The sequence below is a fragment of the Lysinibacillus sp. Ag94 genome (assembly GCF_023242215.1).
Taxonomy (GTDB): domain Bacteria; phylum Bacillota; class Bacilli; order Bacillales_A; family Planococcaceae; genus Lysinibacillus.
The window spans coordinates 1214981-1235924 of record NZ_CP096780.1 but is presented as its reverse complement, the minus strand read 5'-3'; the positions used below and the strand labels follow the sequence as shown (position 1 = coordinate 1235924).

25 protein-coding genes are annotated in these 20944 nt (G+C 35.0%); 8 read left to right on the top strand and 17 right to left on the bottom strand.

Translation table 11 applies throughout. The features are described 5' to 3' along the window. Positions 1-135: 135 nt before the first annotated feature. Both MY533_RS05480 and MY533_RS05475 read right to left on the bottom strand, forming a co-directional pair. Positions 136-369: a DUF896 domain-containing protein gene (locus tag MY533_RS05480; RefSeq protein ID WP_132363207.1), complete on the bottom strand. Its 234-nt coding sequence runs from the start codon at positions 367-369 to the stop codon at positions 136-138. A gap of 184 nt (positions 370-553) precedes the next feature. After that, positions 554-1171 carry a CPBP family intramembrane glutamic endopeptidase gene (locus MY533_RS05475; protein WP_248718300.1) on the bottom strand — a complete coding sequence of 206 codons (618 nt, stop codon included), beginning with the start codon at positions 1169-1171 and terminating at the stop codon, positions 554-556. Positions 1172-1447: 276 nt separating this feature from the next. Here MY533_RS05475 and MY533_RS05470 point away from each other — a divergent pair, with 276 nt between their 5' ends. The 4 genes from MY533_RS05470 (at position 1448) to MY533_RS05455 (ending at position 3437) form a co-directional block, all read left to right on the top strand. Then, positions 1448-1879 carry a LytTR family DNA-binding domain-containing protein gene (locus MY533_RS05470; protein WP_248718299.1) on the top strand — a complete coding sequence of 144 codons (432 nt, stop codon included), beginning with the start codon at positions 1448-1450 and terminating at the stop codon, positions 1877-1879. A 5-nt stretch (positions 1880-1884) separates the two neighbouring features. Further along, complete coding sequence (locus MY533_RS05465; protein WP_248718298.1) at positions 1885-2310, top strand: DUF3021 domain-containing protein; 426 nt, start codon at positions 1885-1887, stop codon at positions 2308-2310. A gap of 34 nt (positions 2311-2344) precedes the next feature. Next, positions 2345-2857 carry a GNAT family N-acetyltransferase gene (locus tag MY533_RS05460; RefSeq protein ID WP_248718297.1) on the top strand — a complete coding sequence of 171 codons (513 nt, stop codon included), beginning with the start codon at positions 2345-2347 and terminating at the stop codon, positions 2855-2857. A 187-nt stretch (positions 2858-3044) separates the two neighbouring features. Continuing rightward, positions 3045-3437 (top strand): DJ-1/PfpI family protein, encoded by a 393-nt coding sequence (locus MY533_RS05455; protein WP_248718296.1) that lies wholly within the window; start codon positions 3045-3047, stop codon positions 3435-3437. Between the two features lie 145 nt (positions 3438-3582). Here the strand turns inward: MY533_RS05455 and MY533_RS05450 are convergent, their stop codons facing one another. Both MY533_RS05450 and MY533_RS05445 read right to left on the bottom strand, forming a co-directional pair. Beyond that, positions 3583-4260 (bottom strand): YneB family resolvase-like protein, encoded by a 678-nt coding sequence (locus MY533_RS05450; RefSeq protein ID WP_132363215.1) that lies wholly within the window; start codon positions 4258-4260, stop codon positions 3583-3585. Continuing rightward, positions 4257-4568 (bottom strand): cell division suppressor protein YneA, encoded by a 312-nt coding sequence (locus MY533_RS05445; RefSeq protein ID WP_142507342.1) that lies wholly within the window; start codon positions 4566-4568, stop codon positions 4257-4259. Before MY533_RS05445 ends, MY533_RS05450 begins: the two co-directional genes overlap by 4 nt. Before the next feature lie 162 nt (positions 4569-4730). On the opposite strand from MY533_RS05445, the gene lexA reads away from it, so the two are divergent. Next, complete coding sequence (gene lexA / locus MY533_RS05440) at positions 4731-5348, top strand: transcriptional repressor LexA (protein ID WP_132363219.1); 618 nt, start codon at positions 4731-4733, stop codon at positions 5346-5348. A gap of 175 nt (positions 5349-5523) precedes the next feature. On the opposite strand, the gene MY533_RS05435 is transcribed toward lexA, so the two are convergent. The 10 genes from MY533_RS05435 to MY533_RS05390 form a co-directional block, all read right to left on the bottom strand. Continuing rightward, a complete protein-coding gene (locus tag MY533_RS05435) occupies positions 5524-6246 on the bottom strand; it encodes a gamma-glutamyl-gamma-aminobutyrate hydrolase family protein (protein ID WP_248718295.1) in 723 nt (240 codons plus the stop codon). 63 nt (positions 6247-6309) lie between these two features. Beyond that, positions 6310-7062, bottom strand: a complete 753-nt coding sequence (locus MY533_RS05430) for a prepilin peptidase (protein WP_248718294.1) — start codon at positions 7060-7062, stop codon at positions 6310-6312. A 58-nt stretch (positions 7063-7120) separates the two neighbouring features. Continuing rightward, positions 7121-7846: a potassium transporter gene (locus tag MY533_RS05425; protein WP_248718293.1), complete on the bottom strand. Its 726-nt coding sequence runs from the start codon at positions 7844-7846 to the stop codon at positions 7121-7123. Beyond that, complete coding sequence (locus MY533_RS05420; RefSeq protein ID WP_248718292.1) at positions 7843-8442, bottom strand: PilN domain-containing protein; 600 nt, start codon at positions 8440-8442, stop codon at positions 7843-7845. Before MY533_RS05420 ends, MY533_RS05425 begins: the two co-directional genes overlap by 4 nt. Then, positions 8442-9413: a type IV pilus biogenesis protein PilM gene (gene pilM / locus MY533_RS05415; protein ID WP_248718291.1), complete on the bottom strand. Its 972-nt coding sequence runs from the start codon at positions 9411-9413 to the stop codon at positions 8442-8444. The genes MY533_RS05420 and pilM overlap by 1 nt, the downstream gene beginning before the upstream one ends. A 103-nt stretch (positions 9414-9516) precedes the next feature. After that, complete coding sequence (locus tag MY533_RS05410) at positions 9517-9975, bottom strand: prepilin-type N-terminal cleavage/methylation domain-containing protein (protein ID WP_248718290.1); 459 nt, start codon at positions 9973-9975, stop codon at positions 9517-9519. 105 nt (positions 9976-10080) lie between these two features. After that, on the bottom strand, positions 10081-11286 hold the full coding sequence (locus tag MY533_RS05405; protein ID WP_248718289.1) for a type II secretion system F family protein: 1206 nt from the start codon (positions 11284-11286) through the stop codon (positions 10081-10083). Beyond that, complete coding sequence (locus tag MY533_RS05400) at positions 11283-12332, bottom strand: type IV pilus twitching motility protein PilT (RefSeq protein ID WP_248718288.1); 1050 nt, start codon at positions 12330-12332, stop codon at positions 11283-11285. The genes MY533_RS05405 and MY533_RS05400 overlap by 4 nt, the downstream gene beginning before the upstream one ends. Positions 12333-12345: 13 nt before the next feature. Continuing rightward, positions 12346-14016, bottom strand: a complete 1671-nt coding sequence (locus MY533_RS05395) for a GspE/PulE family protein (protein ID WP_248718287.1) — start codon at positions 14014-14016, stop codon at positions 12346-12348. 17 nt (positions 14017-14033) lie between these two features. Next, a complete protein-coding gene (locus MY533_RS05390; RefSeq protein WP_248718286.1) occupies positions 14034-15407 on the bottom strand; it encodes a G5 domain-containing protein in 1374 nt (457 codons plus the stop codon). 309 nt (positions 15408-15716) lie between these two features. On the opposite strand from MY533_RS05390, the gene MY533_RS05385 reads away from it, so the two are divergent. The 3 genes from MY533_RS05385 to MY533_RS05375 are packed head-to-tail and all read left to right on the top strand — an operon-like array spanning position 15717 to position 18367. Continuing rightward, positions 15717-16139 (top strand): type IV pilus modification PilV family protein, encoded by a 423-nt coding sequence (locus MY533_RS05385; protein ID WP_248718285.1) that lies wholly within the window; start codon positions 15717-15719, stop codon positions 16137-16139. Continuing rightward, positions 16132-16704 (top strand): pilus assembly FimT family protein, encoded by a 573-nt coding sequence (locus MY533_RS05380; RefSeq protein WP_248718284.1) that lies wholly within the window; start codon positions 16132-16134, stop codon positions 16702-16704. Before MY533_RS05385 ends, MY533_RS05380 begins: the two co-directional genes overlap by 8 nt. Positions 16705-16726: 22 nt before the next feature. Then, positions 16727-18367: a hypothetical protein gene (locus MY533_RS05375; RefSeq protein WP_248718283.1), complete on the top strand. Its 1641-nt coding sequence runs from the start codon at positions 16727-16729 to the stop codon at positions 18365-18367. Positions 18368-18489: 122 nt separating this feature from the next. On the opposite strand, the gene MY533_RS05370 is transcribed toward MY533_RS05375, so the two are convergent. Genes MY533_RS05370 through MY533_RS05360 form a run of 3 tightly spaced genes read right to left on the bottom strand, consistent with a single transcriptional unit; the run spans position 18490 to position 20939 of the window. Continuing rightward, positions 18490-20025 (bottom strand): DUF7305 domain-containing protein, encoded by a 1536-nt coding sequence (locus MY533_RS05370; RefSeq protein ID WP_248718282.1) that lies wholly within the window; start codon positions 20023-20025, stop codon positions 18490-18492. After that, on the bottom strand, positions 20026-20472 hold the full coding sequence (locus tag MY533_RS05365; RefSeq protein WP_248718281.1) for a type II secretion system protein: 447 nt from the start codon (positions 20470-20472) through the stop codon (positions 20026-20028). Between the two features lie 17 nt (positions 20473-20489). Continuing rightward, positions 20490-20939, bottom strand: a complete 450-nt coding sequence (locus MY533_RS05360) for a type IV pilus modification PilV family protein (RefSeq protein ID WP_248718280.1) — start codon at positions 20937-20939, stop codon at positions 20490-20492. Positions 20940-20944: the final 5 nt, after the last annotated feature.

The following is a 20944-nucleotide window of genomic DNA, read 5'->3' as shown; positions in this document are numbered from 1 at the left end:
GCGGGATGTCACGGATAAGGAGTTAGCTTCACATCCTACGAAAACGGCTAACTGACCTGCATCGCGCAAGCCTAAGCTCAATTTCAAAATCCAGTCACAATTACGCTGAGGCGTTATTGACCTAAATGTGTCATATTAATTGAGAAATTTATTTTTTTTCGCTTGTTTAACTTTTTCTGGTGTTACATCATTTCCTTCAGCATCTACTACTTTTACGTTTTCAATTGTATCTCGCATCGTTGATCTAAATGTATCTAGATATTCTTTACGAAGCGCTGATCGTTCCTTAGCTTCTGCCTCTGTTAATGTACCACTTTTAGCCTTAGCAGAAAGTTCATTGATTCGGTTAATTTTTTCTTTTGATAACATAATTACACACCTTTCAATACATATCTTAATGAATATGGTATGTAAAGTATAGCATGTATCCCCTTGAAATGCAGTTATACCAACCTTTCAAGTATCACTTTATTCTTGAATTTAGTATAAAGGAATTTCTAGAAACTTCACTCAGCTTGCAGGTTAAGGACAATTAGCAAATATAATTTGTTCTTTATTTACTAGCCCATTTTCCAGAAACAGCAGATAACATTAGCCATGGTTCAATAAACATATTAATTAAAATATGAGCTACTATTGGTGCAAAGGTACTTCGTCCAGCTACAATATAAAGCGTTGCGAGAAGACTCCCTAATATTGTTGTACTTATAATAGCAGGTAATGCAAATTTCCAATCCCCTTTTAAAAGTACCCACATACCGTGAGCAATTCCAAAGAGTATCCCTGAAATAAATATTTGTGCTACGTCTGAAAATGCAATTGTTAATAGGTATTCCATAAGTATATGTCTGAAAACAACTTCTTCTACTATTCCTGTCACAACGGCAGCCCATATTCCAATTACTTTAAGCCAAGAAATAGTAAATAAATGAGCTCTTACAAAAGGTATAGCACTGAGTGTGTATGTAACGTATCCCGTTATGATAAATAGTGTAAAAGTCCAAATAAATATATTCGAAAATACATCCGTCCTAAAGCCAATTCCATTTTCAATAAAACCTTCAGGATTATTATAGAACCAAAAAATTATACTAGCTGTTAGCATAGTTGCAATACTTACTAATATCCAACCAGTTTTAGTTCTATCACTTGAAGTAGTTATTTCATTCATATTAGCCCTAACCTCCTAATAATAAATTCTTAAATAGTCAATTACTCAAAAAATTCATATCCCTATATTGTTTAGATCTCTATTTCATTTGCAATATATTAAAAGCTTTTAATTTACCTAAACTCAATATAACGAACGAAATGTACCCCAACAATACGTTTGGAGTAACATGTTGTTATGATTGTGTAAGATGCCTTTTTCGAATAATAACCTGCATTTTCCAAAACGCTGAATATGCTATAATTTTCTTGAGAGGTGATAAAGCTGAAAATAGAGGTGAAAATAGATTCAGAGTATAAAGAGCCACATGTAACAATTTGTACAGCAAAACTTACTCCTACGATACAAGCTGCTATTTCTTTATTACAAAAAGAGAAAGAAGAACAAATTTTAACAGGGCTAGCAAATAATAAAACATATATCATTGATCCAAATTCAATTATTGTTATTCGAACTGAAGGAAGAGAATTAGCTTTATATAATGAAGATAATAATCGTCTCATATTGAATAAACCTTTATATGAATTAGAGAAGCGACTAGGGAATAATTTTATACGGATTTCTAAATCTGCAATTATAAATCTAACAAAAGTTAAAAATATCGAAGCTTCATTTAACGGAACAATGGAAATTGAGCTAGTTTTAGGAATTAATGAAGTAATTACTCGTAATTATCGAAAGCAATTTAAAAAGCGTTTGGGGGTTTAAGTTAGGTGCATTTTTTTAAAAATGTAGCGTTTGGTGTAAGTATGGGCTGTACAGTTTTTGTTTTTATTAATCTTTTCGGTTCATGGATTTTTGGAGATATTTTTTTCGAAGCTATTACGGCTGGCTTTATACAACAATCCCTTGGTTCAATTATTGTAGGACTCGCTTGTGTATTACCATCGTACATTTATCAAGTAGAACGTTTAACATTTTTACTACAAACAGCTATCCATTTTGCAATTTCTTTAGGTACTTTTATTGTTGTTGCGCTATTTTTAAATTGGCTTCCCACATCATCTATAGGAATAACTTTGTTAATGCTATTCTTTAGTGTTTTGCTATTTACTCTAATTTGGGTGTTATTTTATTTATATAACAAATCAGAAGTGAAAAAAATGAATAAAAAGATTGATGAGCTGATAAATAAATAGAAAATAAAACTAATGTGAAATGAGGAAAAATGAAATGTTTATCAAAACGAACAGACTTTTAATAAGAGAATTTGAGATTCAAGATTGGCAAGCTGTCTATGAATATACTTCGAATCCAAATGTAATGAAGTATATTCCCGAGGGAGTTTTTAATGAGGAAGAAGCTAAAAAGTTCGTATCTGAAAATAGCGGTGAACAGGCAAAATACTTCCCTGTTATTTTAAAAAGCGACAATATTGTCATTGGTCATATTGTTTTTCATCAATATTTTGGTGAACATACATATGAAATTGGCTGGGTATTGAATCCGAACTATTACAATAATGGCTACGCCTCTGAAGCAGCAAAAGCTGTGCTGAATTACGGATTTAAAGAAATGCAACTTCATAGAATTATTGCTACATGCCAACCAGAAAATATCCCATCCTATCGAGTGATGGAGAAAATCGGCATGAGACGCGAAGGTTATTTTAAAAAATGCATACCAAATGGAGATGAGTGGTGGGATGAATATTACTATGCGGTCTTAAAAGAAGAGTGGGCATAAGATGCTTTTAGGGATTATCGATTTCTAGAGGAGAAATATAGATGAAAAAGACCGCAGTATTATTGTATCCCCAATTTAGTGAATATGAATTGAGTGTAGCATTATCTATATTAATGCAAGGAAATAAACCGTCATAACTGTTGGATTAAACAGCGAAAAAATTAAAGGGGAATCTGGGTTATCCTGTATGGCAGATACACAAATAAGTGATATTAATCTTGACGAAATCGATAGCTTGATATTACCAGGGTGTATGGATATAGCTTTATTAATACATGAGCAAAAATTAATAGATTTTATTAGTCATGTAAATGCCAAAGGAGCTATCATTGCAAGTATTTCTAGCACGCCATCTCTTTTAGCAAAAGCAGGCGTATTAAAGAACAAAAAATATACTGTAGGATTATCTCCAGAAGGTATGGATAAGCTGGGCTTCTTTGATCTTAGTCATCTCTCTGAAGACTTAGTTGTACAAGACGGCAACATCATAACTGCAAGAGGCAAAGGTTTTATACAATTTGGCATTACTGTGGGTAAAGCCCTGCAGCTCTCTTTTGATGAAAATTGGTACAGGGCATAACAAAAAAATCGCTAAAGAGAGGTAGAAATCACTACTTCTCTTATTTTTTTACTATTCATTCTATTTGTTGATCGGGTATACCCGTCACTTTGGAACTTAACCTTTAAAAATTAAAAAATCAGCGGGACGATAAAAACCCCACTGATTAATACGTTACTTTATTTTGCCCGCTTCCCTCTTGATGTTCCCGATATCTCCTATGGACTGTAGCTTTGCTTACTTCAAAGCCTAAACCTCTAAGTGTCATGGCGATTTCCTCAAAGGTGAAGCCTCGATTACGTAGGTTGACAATTTCGTCTATAGGAACATCCTTACGTTCTTGACCATTTGGATTTCCACGGTTAGATAAATTGTTTTCAGGGCGATATCCATTTTCAACGGCACGACGCATGCCACGTCGTATTTTAGCATTATGGATTCTACGCTGGTACTCCTCTACGATTGCTAAAATTTCTAAGAGCATCGTATCCATTTCATTTAATTGTATAGGTCCCTCGTCTCGCATAGAAAAAACATTAGTTTCAGTTTTCTGCAATAAATGCAATACTGCCATTCGAGCATTTCCACGTCCTAAGCGTGTTTCATCCTGTACAAATAATGCTTCTATTTCTTTTTCTTTAATGAAATCAAGCATTTCTAGTAAACCTTCACGTTCCACATCATAACCACTATGCTTGTCCTTAAAAACATGCTTAACTTCGTAGCCCTGTTCTTTAGCATAGCGCATCAACTCCTCCTGCTGACGCTCTAACGAGGAACTTTGTGTCTCTTTTTCTGTACTCACACGGCAATAGACAACGGCCGATTGTTGATTCATTTTCATTTGTCGTTTCTCGCAATTTCAATTGAATTTATAGGGGATGGGTCACCCACTACTGGAATCACTAAGGATTTACCTGCAATAATTTGTGCGTTCGATAATTCATTTTCTGTTTTCACAAGCTTAATCCATTCATCCGTTTTCATTTTACCACGGTATTGATCGGCTAACGACCATAAGCTATCACCATGTGCGATTTCAATTTCTGTGTACGTTACATCGCCTGGATCTGTTATAAAAAGGTATGCCGCAAAAAGCAAACAAGCTCCTAATAAAGTTGTAATATGTGGATTTTTCTTTAACCAGTTCATGTTTAAAACCCCTTTTCTAGAATGTTTGTTCGGAATATATGTTCTCATATTAATACGAACAAACGTTTTTGTCAAACACTTTTCGAACCTATGTTTGCTTAAGTGTTCGCATTCTGTTATACTACTAATTAGTAAAATGATTAAAAAAAGAGGTGAGCAATTATGAAAAAAGTTTCGAAAAGACAAGAGGCCATATTAGAGTTCATTAAAGAAGAAGTACGAGCAAAGGGGTATCCACCATCTGTACGTGAGATTGGGGAGGCAGTTGGACTTGCTTCAAGCTCAACAGTTCATGGGCATTTAGCTCGTTTAGAACAAAAAGGCTTGATTCGACGCGATCCAACTAAACCACGTGCTATTGAAATTTTAGAGCCAGAGGATTCTATCCAAAAGCAACACGTTATTCATGTCCCATTAGTTGGGAAGGTTACTGCAGGTTCTCCAATAACTGCTGTTGAAAATATCGATGAATATTTCCCACTCCCAGATATTTATGGTACAAGTGAAGATCAATTATTTATGCTTGAAATTATGGGTGAATCAATGATTGAAGCTGGCATTTTAGACGGAGATCTAGTTATTGTTAAACAAAAAGCAACAGCTGATAATGGTGATATTGTCGTAGCAATGACTGAAGAGAATGAAGCAACTGTAAAGCGCTTCTTTAAGGAAAAAAGTCATTTTCGTTTACAGCCTGAAAACTCAACAATGGAGCCAATTATCGTAGATCAAGTTTCTATTTTAGGGCATGTTGTAGGTCTATATCGTCGTGTACATTAAAAGTATCTCAATATTAAAGTATAAAAGGAGGTTATTATGTTCACAAATGGGCATATACCTCTTTTTCTTATCTTTTGAGTGTTATTTTAATCACTAAAAAAGAACCCACTTGAAAATGGATTCCTTATACCTAGCAATGTATTCATGTTCATCACCAAGGATATCTTAGTAAAGTTTATGCCTCTACCTTAAATTTCAAACTTGCCTTTACAAATGCAGCAAATAGTTTCTTTGATATTTCATCTCCTGCAATAGCTAACTCTTCAGGATGCCATTGAACTGCTAAACAAAATGGTAAATCATCATGCACTACCGCTTCAACGATACCATCACTTGATTTTGCTACCACTTTCAGCTTTTCTGCTACTACGTTTATTGCCTGATGATGAAATGAATTCACAGCAATTTTTTCTTCCTCAATAATCGTTTTTAATAATGTATCAGGTGATAGGTTAACATAATGTGTTGTAACACCTCTTGCTGCTTGTTGCACATGCTTTATTAATTTTTTACTATGATACTCACTTTCAATATCCTGATAGACTGTGCCTCCAAATGCAACATTTAGGATTTGAAGCCCTCGACAAATTCCAAGAATCGGCATTTTCCGAATAGAGGCTGCATTAATTAAAGCAAGCTCCACTGCATCTCGTTCAGGATGAACCTTCCCTAATTTAGGTGTAGGTTCTGCGTCAAAGAGGAATGGATGTACATCATAGCCACCGGATAGTAATAATCCGTCCGTCAACGATAAAATTTGTGCTACATCCTCTTCAACACCAATTGGAATTATTAGTGGAACTCCCCCTGCTTCCATTATACTTTTGCTATAAGCAGCATTTAATCTTGAGGACAAATCATCCTCCGCAAAAGCCGTTATTCCGATAATTGGTTTCATCCTATCCCCTCCATGATCTTTAGCTTGCATTCACTGCCTATGAAAGAATCCGTCAATGATTACTTACCAAAACCCAAGATACCAATTCATCAACGCATCCCCATAGAAATAGATGATAATAGCTGCGAGAGCAATAGAAGGTCCGAATGGTATAGGCGTTTTCCTTCCCTGTCCACGTATCTTTAATACAACGATGCCAACAATCATGCCAATTACTGCCGCTACAAAAAGCGTCAAAATGGTATGTATTGTCCCGAGTACGAGACCAAGTAAAAAGAATAATTTAATATCGCCACCACCCATTCCACCTCTTGATAGAACAGCTATACAATATAATATGCCAAAACCTACGACAGCACCAACTATACTGTCCCACCAAGGAGACAACGGAGAGATCACGCGTCCAAAAACTAGCAATGGTAAAAAGAATAATAGCACCTTATCGGGAATAAGCATATACGCAAAATCCGATACAACAATAATGACTACTAATGAAATTAATAATAGCGCCACAAATAATTCTGCACTAAAGCCTAATTGCCAATAAGCAAAAGCAAATAATAGGCCTGTAATAAGTTCCATCAGTGGATAAATCCAAGAAATTTTTTGCCCACAGCTACGGCATTTTCCACCTAAAAATAAATAAGACAAAACAGGCACCAAATCAAGCGCCGTCAACTGTCTCTTACAAGAAGTACAATGCGAGGGTGGGCGCACAATGGACTCCTTCATAGGCACACGTAAGCCAACTACATTAAAAAATGAGCCAAGAACGAGCCCAAATAGTAAAACTGTAATGGTATAAGCGATTTCCATTTTTATGTCCTCCTATACTAATAGACGCCCATACACTTAAGTATGCGCGCCATCTAGATTATTGTTGTCCTTCATAATAAAACGTCGTTACTTGTATAGTTGCTTTTAAGGTTGTATCAGCGTCTTCCTTGAATTTCGCTTCTTCACCAGTTAATGTGAAATCGATCGCATCAATTTTCATCACACGATCAATTTTTTCAATTTCTTTTATAAACTCAACCATAGCTTTATTATCCAATGCGACAACTTCAATATCAAATGTTACGAGTTTTAATTCCTTCGGTAAGGAATCTTTATTGAGAGTAGCAGTTGGTATTTTATCTTTCACTTCAGGTGTTTCATCATTTTTAGCAACAGCTTGTTCATCCGCTTCAGCTGCAGATTGCTGTGTATCAGCCTGTTCCTCAGTATTTGACGAGTTAGGATCTGTAATAGCTGACTCCATTACGAGCGAATCATAATTATTAAAGTCCATACCTTCTATCCGCGTGCCTGTCACCACTTCAATCTCTTCAATATTTCGAATTACTTCGTCAATCGCTCGAGTTTGAGGTACTTTTTTACGTAATGTTAAGTTACTTGTACGATTAGATTTACCGTTCTTTTCAATTAAAGCAATCTGCTCCTGAATTGTAGATACTTCTTGTTGAAGCGCGATATTCGAGCTTTCTTTCGCATCCACTTCTTCTAATTTAGGTGTTACTATATAGTAATAAAGCGCAAATAAAATGGCTGCAATTAAAGCTGTTAAGATAAGAATCGTTGAATTTTTACTACTTGTCATGATTCTCTACCTCCAGCGAGAAATTTAAAATCAATTCCTAATGTAATAGTTGCCGAATAACGTGGTACTTCCTTAAACTTGTTCTTAGCACTTTTTTCCTCTTGGTTCTCAATAGCAATAGCAACATCAAAATTAGAAATAGTATCGACCTGTATATCATTGAAATAAGGGCTTGCAGTTAGCTTTTCTAAATAAGATGATATAGCTGACATCGTTTCAAAATCAGCCGTAATTTCAACATTTTTCTCACCAAATACATAGTTCCTTAAATACGTTTGCTCTGGTAATAATACTTGCGTTTCATCCATTAAAGGTGTCACAGGATAGGATACTTTTTCCACAAATTGTACGGATTGCTCCAATGAGCCTTTATTCGCATTTTGCTTACTATCTAACTCTATTTGAAGTTGTTCGCGTTGCGATGAAAGCTCTACTTCCTGCGCATTTAATTTTGTAAGATCACTTTTTGCTTGGAAAAACAAGAAAATCATATATCCTATTATCATACCAATAAAAATAATAGATACTACATATATTAAAGTAGGCGTTGAATGCTTCTTTTCCAAATTCGGCAAGAGGTTAATGTCTGGTACCATCAGTTAACCTCCTTTAATGCAAGTCCTATTAAGCTTGCAAATTGCTCTGAAAATTGAGGGAAGGATTTTTGAATGATTGAATCATTTAACATAATAATCGGTATCGAAAAATTATTTTCTAAAAACTCTTTAACGGTTGAAAGTAGTGGATTATCTCCTAAAATGATCATCTCATCTACACTTTTCTCACCTTTATGTAAGGAAAACTTAAAAAAATTCATAATACGATCGATTTCAAGCATTTGATCGGTAAGAATCATACGATATTCATCTTCGGCTTCTAAATGATACGAAAAACGATGCTCTTCCATCTCTTTAGGCTCCCATTTCGATAAATCTGTATCAAATGATTGGTATCGTAAAAACTCCAGTTGCCCAAATGAAAAAATACTTATCGATAATTCATTGATTGACCAATCCGCTATTAAATAAGTTCGATCATCCTTTATTAGCTGCAAATGCTCCAACAGACGAATATTACACAATGCTCGAATATCTGCTGCTTGTGGATCTAATGTAGCATCGAGTAAAAGTCCAATCATTTTCGTCACTTCTTCTGAAGGTGCTGCAAATAACATAGCCTGTCCATCATTAGGATCCGGGTCATACACATCGATAAGAGGATCCTGAAACGGAAGATGGATGGACTGACCAAGCTCCATCTCCACATAACCTTTTAATTCATTCCACTCTATATCATCTGGATGCTCAAAGCTCTTTAATAAAACGGAAGTATCCGGTACAAAAATACGTGCATTTTGCTTTTTACCAGCCCATTTTGCCACATCATTTTTCATGACATCAAACAATTCCATTTCATCCTGAATAACAGATCCTTCAACAATTCCTTGTGCTAATGGCATTTCATAGCCTTTCCATTGCGACGGATCAGCACCTTTTGCCACAATCGCACGCAATATATAATCCTTTATTTCAATCGACACATGCGATTTTTTCTTTTTTGTAAACATGTGAAAAGATGCCTCCTTTTTGATTTTTATAACAAAATTCAAATAATATTAAGCTTTCATTTGAACATCCAATTCATGGATTGGATGTTCTTTGAAAGATTAATTACTTACTCATAACTTCATTTAAATCTTTATTAGATATAGTAGTATTTTTGGCTGCATAATTTTTGGTAGTAAATTTTGTTTCATTTTTAATATTCGCTAATTTACCATAAGTTATTTTATATTCTGATTTTGATTTTTCATATGTTACTTGATCGCCATCACTTAATTTTTCTTTATCCTCAAAAACATCTTCTAGTACTTTTTTATCACAGGTAACAATACCTGCACTACTTGGTTCACCACAAGCTCCATCAGCTATAGCAATTTTGGCACCTGCTAGGACACCAGCAGCGTCTGAAAGAATTGCTTTATCTTTAGAATTACTAATGATATTCCCAATAGCAGGAATAGCAATCGCCGCAATAATCGCTAGAATGACGATTACCGCTAATAGCTCGATTAGTGTTAAACCTTTTTGATTTTTTAATAGTTTTTTGTTTAAGAGTTTTTTGAACATCGGTGTTCCTCCTTATAAATTGTTATGATTAGTCCGAAAATATGTACACCTACTACAACAACTGCTGCTGTCTTTTCTATACCACCCCCTTTAAAGTTCGTACGCTTACATATTTTCGTATAATGCGAACATTGGTAGGAAAATTGCCGCGACAATCACACCTACAACCGCTGCTAAAATTAATATCATCAATGGTTCGACGAGCGATTTTAATGTATCAACGGAGCGATCTACCTCATCCTCATAGAAATCTGCTATCTTCTCGAGCATATAATCAAGAGAACCTGTTTTTTCTCCGATAGATGTCATTTGAGTTACTAAAGGAGGAAACAGCCAACTTTTTTCTAATGGCTCAGATAAGGTACCGCCTTTTTCTAGGTTATCTCTTGCCTCCAGAACAACCTGTCCTACTACTGGATTCCCTACAACCTTTTCGACAATTGTTAGTGCCTGTAAAATTGGCACCGAACTACTGAATAGAGAAGATAAGGTTCTAGTCATTCGAGCAATTACATTTTTTTGCATCAAAATACCAAATACAGGAATTCTTAATAATGCATAATTCACATTGTAATGAAATTGCTTATTATTTTTATAGAAAAATCTAAATAGAAGAATCGATAATAAGAAAATCCCAATTGCAAAATACCAGTATGCTATTAACCAATCCGAAATACTGACAACAACGACAGTTAAGATCGGCATTTCTATGTCCATTTCTTTAAAAGTAGCCATAAACGTCGGCACGATAAATACCATTAAAAACATCCCAACAGCGATTGTCAGTACCGATAAAATAGCCGGATATGCCAATGCCGATTGTACTTTCTTCTTAATTTTAAATTGTTTTTCCAGTGTCCCTGCTAAACGCTCTAAAGTCTCATCGATATTCCCAGTTGCCTCACCTGAGCGCATCATATTTACAAACATGACCGGAAAAACCTTTGGGTGTTTGGCCGCTGCGTCTGAAAACGCTGACCCCCCGCGTATATCCTCTTCCACTTGTTCTAATGCTTTTTTCAAGGCTTTACTTTTCGTTTGACCACTTAAAATATGTGTTGCCTCTACAATTGAAACGCCAGCACGGATTAGTGTTGCATATTGACGACAGTAAATGACGAAATCCTGGTGCTTCACTTTACCGCCAATGTTTAAGTCTTTGTGCAAAATGCTTTTAGACTCTTCCAGCTCACGAGCATTAATGCCTTGTGCTCGTAATTTTTCTAGTGCTACTTTTTTGTTAGTCGCGTCAATAATTCCTTTTTTGTGTGCACCTGTTTTTGTGCGTCCACTATATCGAAAAACGGTCAATTATAATCCCCCGCATTCATATATGGCCTTGCTTCCTCCAAAGAAATTTTCCCCATTGCTATTAGCTGCTGCATAGAAGATTCCAAAGTATGCATGCCTAAAGCTTTACTCGTCTGCATAACAGTAGGAATTTGGTGAACTTTTTCATTTCGAATTAAATTTGAAATAGATGGTGCTTGTACTAATATTTCAGTTGCAGCAATACGTCCCTTAGCGTCCTTACGTACAAATAAACGCTGTGAAACAATGCCCACTAAAACATTGGCTAGTTGTACACGAATTTGTCCCTGCTGATGTGGTGGAAAAACATCTATAATACGATCAATCGTAGTCGGAGCACTACTTGTATGTAATGTCGCCATCACTAAATGGCCCGTTTCTGCCGCTGTAATGGCTGTTGAAATCGTTTCGTAGTCTCGCATCTCGCCTACTAAAATAATGTCAGGGTCCTGACGAAGCGCAGCACGCAAACCATTGGCAAAGCTCTGCGTATCAACACCTACTTCACGTTGATTAATAATGGATTTTTTGTGTGTATGTAAATATTCAATCGGGTCCTCAAGCGTGATAATATGCTTTGACTTTGTTTCATTAATATGATCAATCATTGCCGCAAGTGTTGTAGATTTTCCCGAACCGGTTGGCCCAGTTACTAAAATAAGTCCCTGTGGTTTTTCTGCTAATTGATACAGTACTTGTGGCATATTTAACGATTCAATGGAAGGAATTTTCGCTTCAATTAAACGGGCTGCTATTGTCACTTCATTGCGTTGATGATACGCATTTACACGAAAGCGACATTTCCCGGGCAATGAATAGTTAAAATCAGTTTCCCCTTTATCATGAAATTCTTGTAATTTATGTTCTGGTAAAATAGCTTTCACCATTGTCTGTAATTCTTCAGAAGTTAGTAGTTCACTCCCATAATGTTCTAGTTGCCCATGGATACGATAAACCGGCGGGATTCCTTTTGTTAAATGGAGGTCAGACGCTTTTTCTTCAAATGCGCGTGTTAATAGCTCATCAATATTTCTACATGTTGTCATGAACATTCACCTCCTAATCTACATTTGCTACACGCAATACTTCTGAAGTAGTTGTTAGTCCTTCTACTACTTTTAACAACCCATCTACTAGTAATGTGTAATAGCCTTCTTGTTTCATATAATCGCGGATCACACTATCGCTACTTCGACTTAAAATCATTTCTTTAATATTGCGGTCGATTGGTAAAATTTCATGAATAGCCATCCGTCCACGATACCCGGTTTGATTACACGAAGGGCAGCCTCTTCCGCGTCTACCATGTGTGAAACCTTCAATGCCGTTATTACGCATTATTTCTAATTCATGGTTCGTAAAAGTATAGTCCTCTCCACAATCACGACAAATTCGTCGTACTAAACGCTGTGCCATAATTCCTACAAGTGAGGAGGATAATAAAAACGGCTCTACCCCCATATCTTGAAGTCGAGAAATCGATTCCACTGCACTATTTGTATGTAACGTACTTAACACTAAATGCCCTGTTAACGAGGCACGTACTGCTATTTGGGCCGTTTCAAAATCCCTAACTTCACCTATCATTACAATATCTGGGTCTTGGCGTAATATTGAACGTAATCCAGTGGCAAAAGTTAAGCCTACTTCTTCTTTCACTTGAATTTGGTTTATGCCATCGAGCTGATATTCAACCGGGTCCTCAACTGTAATAATATTGACACCCTCTTCATTCAAGTTAGTTAAGGCAGCATATAATGTTGATGATTTCCCTGATCCCGTAGGACCGGTAATGAGCAGAATCCCATTCGGATTGGCAATCATGTTTCGGAAAAGGGCCTCGTTTTGCGCTGTAAAACCAAGCTTGTCAATAGAATTGGCAACACTGCTTAAGTCTAAAATTCGCATTACTACTTTTTCTCCGTAAACAGTTGGCAGTGTCGAAAGTCGAATATCTACTGGCCTAAAATTAACATTCGTTTTAATACGTCCATCTTGAGGAATTCGATTTTCGGTAATATTTAAATTCCCCATAATTTTAATACGTGCTAATACTATATTTTGCATATGTTTTGGTAAAGAGCGCTCTGTTCTCAAAACGCCATCCACTCGATATCGAACCCTTAACTCCGTCTCCTGTGGGTCAAAGTGGATATCACTCGCTCGTTGGGCAACTCCGTTAGCAATTATTTGATTAACTAGCCGAACAATCGGAGAATCCTCTCGTTCAATTTCTTCCTGTGTTTCAGCAACTGTCGCGCCAATGTCGAGCAATGCGGCTTCCATAGACTCTTGTAAATCATAGTATTTCGTTAGTGTTCGATATAAGTCATCCTTAGCTGCAATACTCGTTTCGATTTGGCAGCCCGTCGCCATACGTACTTCTTCAATTGCAAAATAATCCATCGGGTCAGCCATCGCGATAAACAGTTTATTTTTTTCGCGACGAATCGGGATAATATTTGTCCGTTTAGCGAGTTCGGCTGGAACAAGCTGCAGTAAATCCGGGCTTATTGAATATTGATTCAAATGAATGTGTGGGATTCCTAGCTGAAACTCTAGTACTTCGATTAGCTGTTGCTCGGTTAGAATATTTTCTTTTATAAGAAAATCGCCTAATTTCTCTTCTTTTGTTTTGTTTGTAAGAGCAAATTCTAATTGCACATTTGTAATAACACCAGATTCGACAAGTAAATCACCCAAGCGCTTTCGTCCAGTTTTTACGACCATTCGCGTTGCTCCTCTCTTCACGGGCTTGTTTGTATAAAATTCCCACCTTTATCATAGTAGCCGTATACAATTTCAGGGTCATTCGGGTCTGTTGAAGTGTTCGTATTTGCAGATGTGTCTTTATTCGTTTTTGCAGTGTTATTGCCGGATTTTTTATTTTCAGATTGTGTATCCGGTAATCCATCTCCATCTAAATCAATTTGTAGGTCTGGATCATTGGAATTTACCTTATCCGTTCCACTACTATTTTCAGAAACAACAGGTTGTCTTGAAGATTTCACAATAATTTTATTAACTGGCGGATAATAGTCACGACTAACAAGTTCCTCTGCAGTGGTACCATTTTCTGAAATCGAGCGATACACTTCGACCCGCACGCCTTCTTGACCTTTTTGAATAACTTCTTCTCTACCTATTGGTAAATCTTTCGAATAACGAGTAATGACTCGAGGCTGTATAATCTTATCTTTACTAACACGAACTGAAATTTCTTTTTCTTTCTTTTGAGCTAGTAATTCCACTTTTAAAGAATCACCTTCTATTGTGAGTTTTAATTTATTCGGTTGAACCGAACGGTTTATAAATTGCAAATCTTTCTCTAACGCTTGATTTACCTTCGCATCCAAACCTTGTTGTAAATAATTTGGCTTCTGCCCTTGAGAATGTCTTTCTAAAATCTCATATTCGGTTTGAAGAGCAACATGATACAGCATAGAGGCGACGAAATTAAGCGCTTCACTATCTAATTCTTCATATTGTTCTTCTATCATCGTTAAAAAAGAAAACGGTTCATTCGGTAAAACAATAGCATCATTTAAAATATTCGCTAATTTATCAACACCCATTGCATTTGCAGGGATTTCCTCAATCGATAGAGCTAAACGCTCCGCTTCTATTAAAGTAGTATCTCCAACTGTTGCAGCGACTTCGTGATTTTTTAAATTGGAAGCTTCGGTAATAATCGTCTGTAAAGTCTTTTCAACTTCCCATACACCAGTAGCCTCAAGCTGCTTCTTCACTTGCTCGTCAACTACCACATGTAAGGGTATATGTACTACTTGTCTTTGCTTCCAGAAAGCAAGCCAAGACTTGTCAGTTAAACTATGATATTCAGCTATCGTACTCTCTACATCAAATACAAACAATTTAGGGTCGAGTGAAATCGTAACATTAGCCCCTTCTACATCGATAGGAGCCTCTTGCCAAGTATTTATGGCCTCTCGTAAAGCATTTTCAATATCATCATCTTCTAAATCCTTAACTGATATGCCACCGATTGTAGATTCATCGCCTTTAGCTAATGCTCTATCAATCATTAAATTAGGTATCCAGACTGTTAATAAAATGATTAGAACAGCTACTATTGAGCCTAGCTTCAAATGTAATTTCATAGCCTTACCGCCTTTACAAATATATCCAAAAACAAAATGTCTAATTACTCATATCTATCCATTACTTTTTATTCATATTTTCACCATACAGCATACTAGATATTATTTAATGAGTCTTTTTGACTAAAAAAAGTTAAAATTTTATGAACTAAAAATTATTGGTATGTAATTAAAATCATTGATAACACATTGTCAATAAGGTAAACACCCTATATAATAAGGTTATATATACCTATGTATTTCAGAATCAAACTTATTAAATTAACTTTTCTAGATAGAAAAAACTATTAGATCGGAGGTAAGTTTTTTATGTTGATAAAATCACAGAGAGGATTTTCTTTAATTGAAGTAGTTGCATCACTTGTCTTAATATCCATTATTCTCTTATCCTTTGCACAAATATTTATTTCTTCGAATAAAACAGCCACAATAAACACCGAAAAATTAGTCACTGTTAATTTAGCCGATGCTGTATTAGCTAAACTGAAATCCGAACCACTTCCCAAAATAGCCACAAGCGACTTAAATCAATATTTTATAGGCAAAAGCAAATCAATGGGATTAAACGACAAAACATACACGATTACATATACCCCCAGTCAAAACTCTACTAAATATGCAAATTCTAACTTCACTGAAAAAGATTTAAATCTTATAAAAGTTGTTGTAACAGTAACTTCTCCAAATGGAAAAACAAAAGGCTCTTCGGAAGGATATGTTTCAATTGAATAAATACATTAAGAATCACAATGGATTGACACTAATCGAATTACTTGCAACGCTTGTTATTCTAGCAATCGTCTCCACGCTTATCTTTTCAATTCTTATGAAAACACTTGAAACGAATCGAAACGTCCAACAAGAAACGATACTTAGAGATGAAGCAGATATTATTGTCAGTAAATTTATTAAAACTCTCTATACCACAAATCAAAGTCATATTGTAAGAAATATCAGCAATAAATATATTGAAGTGACCAATGATATCACCAAATGTCAAAAAAACGATGATGGAGTATGGAAAATTACTAGCGAATGCCAAAATACGCTAGAACCGATAGGATTTAAAACTGAAGGTAACACTACATACATTTATTTCAAAAAGGAGAAATACGCAGTTCAAAACAGAGGCATAGAAATTTTGGATAATTCGGAAATTATAGGTAACCCTGTAAAAGCAGATTCAATTTACGAAATCAATTTAAATCTTAAGGTTATCAAAAAACGTTCAGGTAATGACCAAACAAAAACTATGGAATTTAAAAATCAAATTCAACCTATTGTAAGCTCAAAATAATTTAAATAAAGGAGATGGTAATATGAAAATTTTCCGGCAAAATGAAAATGGCTATTCATTGTTAGTAACATTTGCTGTCATCATCATTTTCACTATACTCGGTTTGAGTCTTATCACTTTGACGTCAAGCGGTATTACAAAAAACAACACCCGAGAAGAACTGGTACAAGCACAAGATTTATCAGATAAAGGAATCGACTATGCCGTTAAAGATATTCAAGCTCTTCTTGAAAAAGAGATTAAAGACAGACCAATGGGAAAGGCTGCATTTGAATCCTTCCTCGTCAACACATTGACCGCTCCAATATTAAGTTGCTCGCAAGGGATTAACATTCCTGCAGAGAATAATAATAAAACACACGTCTGCATCGAGAAAGTAGAACTAATGTCAAATGAAGAGAAGGATCGTTATAAACGCCTAGTAACATTTAAAAGTACTGGAAGAGTAAATAGTAAAGAGCACATTACATATGCACAGATTATCATCGGCACAGATGCAATTCCAGATCAATTACGCTATGCTGTTTCAACGAATGACGAAGGGAATCTTTATTTACATGGTGGTGTTGAAATTCAGGGAGATATTAAAACAGATGGTCATTTAATTATCTCTGAAAAAGCCCATTGGCTAAAAAATAATGTGGCACAATGGCCAGATAGCGTTTTTCCTAGAATAATTCCAGACTCTAAAAGTGTTACCCCCAAAATTATTATGAGGGAATCAGAAAAAAATATATATTATGTTAATAATACTGTTGATTACCCCTCACATATATCTGGCAATACAAACTATTTAAACAGTTCAAGATATACAAAATTCATCCCTTCAAATCCTGCTTCAAAAAATGAATTACAGAAACGCTTGTTTTTAACAAAAAATGTATCCCTAGTCACAAAAAGCTTACCGGGAGATAATCTTGAAATAACAGAGAAAGTTATACCTTTGTATACAAATAAAAATTATAATAAAAATTATCCTTCTGGATTAAGTGTCTCGTACACAAATCACGAAACATCTAAATTTAATAGAGACAATATCACTTTCATACATGGAGAAAAAAAAGACTGTAATATATTTGGATGCAAGAAAACCCTCGATAGAGGAAACTTTAATATTAACGGAAGTGGAAAAACTTTAAATTTGTCGGGCACGTATTTTATTAATGGAGATTTCATTGTCAACAATACTAATTTACGTAGTGATGCCATGCTATATGTAAACGGAAACGTTGATATTAAAGATAGTACTTTAAATGGAATAAATTCAAACAGCACCCTCTTTATTTTCGCTACAGGAGATATTTCAATTAGTAATATTTCTGTTGATAGTGCTACGCCAAGTATGATTAAAGGCTTTTTCTATTCAAAACAAAACATGATTATGTATGGAGTTGGCTCAAATATTAACTTGTATGGAGGCATTTCTGCAAAACGAACGATTCTAACTGCAGTACGTGGTAATAGTTATAACTATACTTATGAAAGTTCTAAAAACCAAAAAGAAACCGTTATTACAAACGGTGTTGAAGTACCTAAAAGAAATTCTAGATTGAAAATAACCTATGACGAAAATTTAATATCCCAATACACGTCCTTTAAACGTGATGAAGAAGAAGAATTTATTACAGAATTGAACGAACCCGAAACAATTAATCGTTATTAAAATAAGGGTTGTTTAGAAAGACTGATTTCACACAGTCATTGTAAACAACCCTTTTCTATTATTTCCTCAAGAACCATCCCGACAAATCGAAGAATATATGTTTTTCAACCGCTTAATGCTATTTAGTCAACTTCAAGCATACCATTAGAAATCGTTAAATTGTTATTTTCTTCAAAAATCAAGCCACCATTTGATATTGTATCTTCAATCGTTTTCGCTTTGTACGTAACAGCTGGAGCTCCACTAGTCTTTACTGTATGAGCCATTATTCCGCCTACAACTGTTCCTGATCCCCCCAATATAACTTTTGCGTTAGGGGCATATATATATAAGTTATGATTATAAGATCCTCCTTCAATGGTGATATTTGATCCACCTGTATAGATATTTCCTTGTACGCTACCCGAACCATCAATGTTTATATTGGTTGATTTAGCATAAATAGAGGCTTTTGTGCGTGTATTACCAGTAAAATCCATTGGCGAAGTGCCTGCATAATAGACACTTAATTGGCCTATGTCCCCTGTATTATTCATACTTGAATCCCCCTTTAAATCAAAAGCATTCTTGAGATACAAAGTTAATTTACCACTTCCTATAATCTTTAAATGACCTTGAGAGAAGTGAAAGTTATCTATAAATAAATTTTTGTCTGAATTACCAACATCAATCGTTAATGTATTATTCGAAGCAACCATAAGCGTCTTGACGTACATATCCTGAGAAATCGGAAGAATACCACTGAAATTTGGTTCACCATTTATCTTTTGATCCCCATCGATCTCAATTGAATTATTTTTCAAAAAATGTTGAACCCGCTCCCCACCGATCGTAACTTGTATTGATTTCGTATATGGCCTTGTGCTTAAAATAGTAAATTGATTATCAGGGAAAGGTGGCAGCATATCTTCAGGAAACGCAACATTCCCTATAATCTCATTTGTAATAGTCATCCAGTCTGGTTTTGAAAATTTATCCAATGTCGTTCCAATTTTCCCACTAATTTTTGTATCATCTTGTTTAATAGCAATATTTCCACGTTCCGATACAACATCCCCATTAAACTTACCGCCCCCCAGTACGATGTTTTCAATAGCGTGGATAGCAGCAGCATTTGAAAAAGCAGGGCCAGTTTCCGTTCCACTCCCTAAATTAACTGTAATTGTTTGCGCTACGGCTCTCGTTTTCTTACCAATAGATCCAACAGACGTTATTTTATATTGCAAAGGTTCTGTATTTTCTTGAACAATCGTTACATTCGCAATAGGTTTTTCTTTAAATTGTTCATCAAAAGTGACTGTAGTAGTATATGTTGATTGGGTATTCTCTTCAAAGGTGTTTTTTAAGCTACGTTCAAATGCATCAATAAAATCTAACTTAAATTTTTCCGGCTTTCTTTTATCAAGAGGTAGCTTATTGAAATCCTTTCTATTTTGATCGTATGTAATTTTTGCTAATTGTTCGACTTTGCTTTTTGTACTGTTTAAACCGCCTTCCGCAATGTAAAATACAGATTGGTCATCTCGCTCACTAGTAGAAATCTTTAATGAATTTGCTGTAAGTGTTAAAAGCATAATTCCAAGAACTGATAGGAAAGCAATTGCCAAAATTACTAAAAGTAACGAATACCCTTTTTCTTGTTTTAAATACTTAAACATCTAGCTACCTCCTCTGAAATATATAGTCGATGAAAAGGGCTTATTATTTGGCATTGTAATATCAATTATTATATGACTCCGTTTATCTTTAATTTTAAAATCAAGTACATTCACTGCAATTATTTCATTATCCCTTTCAACTGTCTGATTATTACGACAAAAATTATAGTTGTATTTTTGATTATTTTGATTATTAGATAATATATATTCTGTACAATCATCTAAGTCTTTCGTAATAATTTTTGTAGATTTACGAGTATCTTTAGTGACAACTTTCAAAATATAAGTTGCATCAGACAATTGTACACTTGATTTCATTTGTTTATCGCTAGAAGTCTTGCCATTCGTTAAAATCGACATTAGAATAATAGAAACGAGCGTAACTATTACGGTTACAGCCAAAACTTCTAGTAAGGTCATGCCTCTCTCATTATGAAATTTAGACATATGCACCACCTCTTTCCTTATAAGCTAAAGATATTTTGCACTTTTGCTTTTAATATCTTCCCTCTTGAATCATAGACTTCGATAGTAATCCTAACTGTATTATCAGGCGACATATCTTCAGCTTTCACTATTATAATTTCCTTATGTTTAGCATTCACGGGTGTCACTTTATACTGAGTGGTATTACCGCTCGATTTCTCTTCATCCTTTTCGTTTACGTATGGAAAGTCAGATGCCCAAGTTTCGATTTTGGTGGATTTGAAGTAGTTATACATTTTCTCCATTTCCTTTTGCGCTAAATAGGTTGCATCAATAATTTGTTCAGAGCTTTTTCCTGTTTTATTCGATTGAATGAGTAAGCCAAAAAAGGATACTAAGATGATAGTTATGATAACTAAAGAAGCAATAACCTCAATTAAAGAGAATCCCCCTTGACTGTTAAATAATTCTCTATTTTTTCGCTTCATTTTCT

Excerpts from the sequence above, each read along its gene's own strand:
- MY533_RS05390 (WP_248718286.1), bottom strand. The coding sequence starts at position 15,407 with ATGAAATTACATTTGAAGCTAGGCTCAATAGTAGCTGTTCTAATCATT.
- MY533_RS05400 (WP_248718288.1), bottom strand. The coding sequence starts at position 12,332 with ATGACAACATGTAGAAATATTGATGAGCTATTAACACGCGCATTTGAA.
- MY533_RS05360 (WP_248718280.1), bottom strand. The coding sequence starts at position 20,939 with ATGAAGCGAAAAAATAGAGAATTATTTAACAGTCAAGGGGGATTCTCT.
- MY533_RS05420 (WP_248718292.1), bottom strand. The coding sequence starts at position 8,442 with ATGGTACCAGACATTAACCTCTTGCCGAATTTGGAAAAGAAGCATTCA.
- MY533_RS05475 (WP_248718300.1), bottom strand. The coding sequence starts at position 1,171 with ATGAATGAAATAACTACTTCAAGTGATAGAACTAAAACTGGTTGGATA.
- MY533_RS05445 (WP_142507342.1), bottom strand. The coding sequence starts at position 4,568 with ATGAACTGGTTAAAGAAAAATCCACATATTACAACTTTATTAGGAGCT.
- MY533_RS05370 (WP_248718282.1), bottom strand. The coding sequence starts at position 20,025 with ATGTTTAAGTATTTAAAACAAGAAAAAGGGTATTCGTTACTTTTAGTA.
- MY533_RS05365 (WP_248718281.1), bottom strand. The coding sequence starts at position 20,472 with ATGTCTAAATTTCATAATGAGAGAGGCATGACCTTACTAGAAGTTTTG.
- MY533_RS05395 (WP_248718287.1), bottom strand. The coding sequence starts at position 14,016 with ATGGTCGTAAAAACTGGACGAAAGCGCTTGGGTGATTTACTTGTCGAA.
- MY533_RS05425 (WP_248718293.1), bottom strand. The coding sequence starts at position 7,846 with ATGACAAGTAGTAAAAATTCAACGATTCTTATCTTAACAGCTTTAATT.
- MY533_RS05480 (WP_132363207.1), bottom strand. The coding sequence starts at position 369 with ATGTTATCAAAAGAAAAAATTAACCGAATCAATGAACTTTCTGCTAAG.
- MY533_RS05455 (WP_248718296.1), top strand. The coding sequence starts at position 3,045 with ATGGCAGATACACAAATAAGTGATATTAATCTTGACGAAATCGATAGC.
- pilM (WP_248718291.1), bottom strand. The coding sequence starts at position 9,413 with ATGTTTACAAAAAAGAAAAAATCGCATGTGTCGATTGAAATAAAGGAT.
- lexA (WP_132363219.1), top strand. The coding sequence starts at position 4,731 with ATGAAAAAAGTTTCGAAAAGACAAGAGGCCATATTAGAGTTCATTAAA.
- MY533_RS05430 (WP_248718294.1), bottom strand. The coding sequence starts at position 7,062 with ATGGAAATCGCTTATACCATTACAGTTTTACTATTTGGGCTCGTTCTT.
- MY533_RS05385 (WP_248718285.1), top strand. The coding sequence starts at position 15,717 with ATGTTGATAAAATCACAGAGAGGATTTTCTTTAATTGAAGTAGTTGCA.
- MY533_RS05375 (WP_248718283.1), top strand. The coding sequence starts at position 16,727 with ATGAAAATTTTCCGGCAAAATGAAAATGGCTATTCATTGTTAGTAACA.
- MY533_RS05450 (WP_132363215.1), bottom strand. The coding sequence starts at position 4,260 with ATGAAAATGAATCAACAATCGGCCGTTGTCTATTGCCGTGTGAGTACA.
- MY533_RS05410 (WP_248718290.1), bottom strand. The coding sequence starts at position 9,975 with ATGTTCAAAAAACTCTTAAACAAAAAACTATTAAAAAATCAAAAAGGT.
- MY533_RS05435 (WP_248718295.1), bottom strand. The coding sequence starts at position 6,246 with ATGAAACCAATTATCGGAATAACGGCTTTTGCGGAGGATGATTTGTCC.
- MY533_RS05460 (WP_248718297.1), top strand. The coding sequence starts at position 2,345 with ATGTTTATCAAAACGAACAGACTTTTAATAAGAGAATTTGAGATTCAA.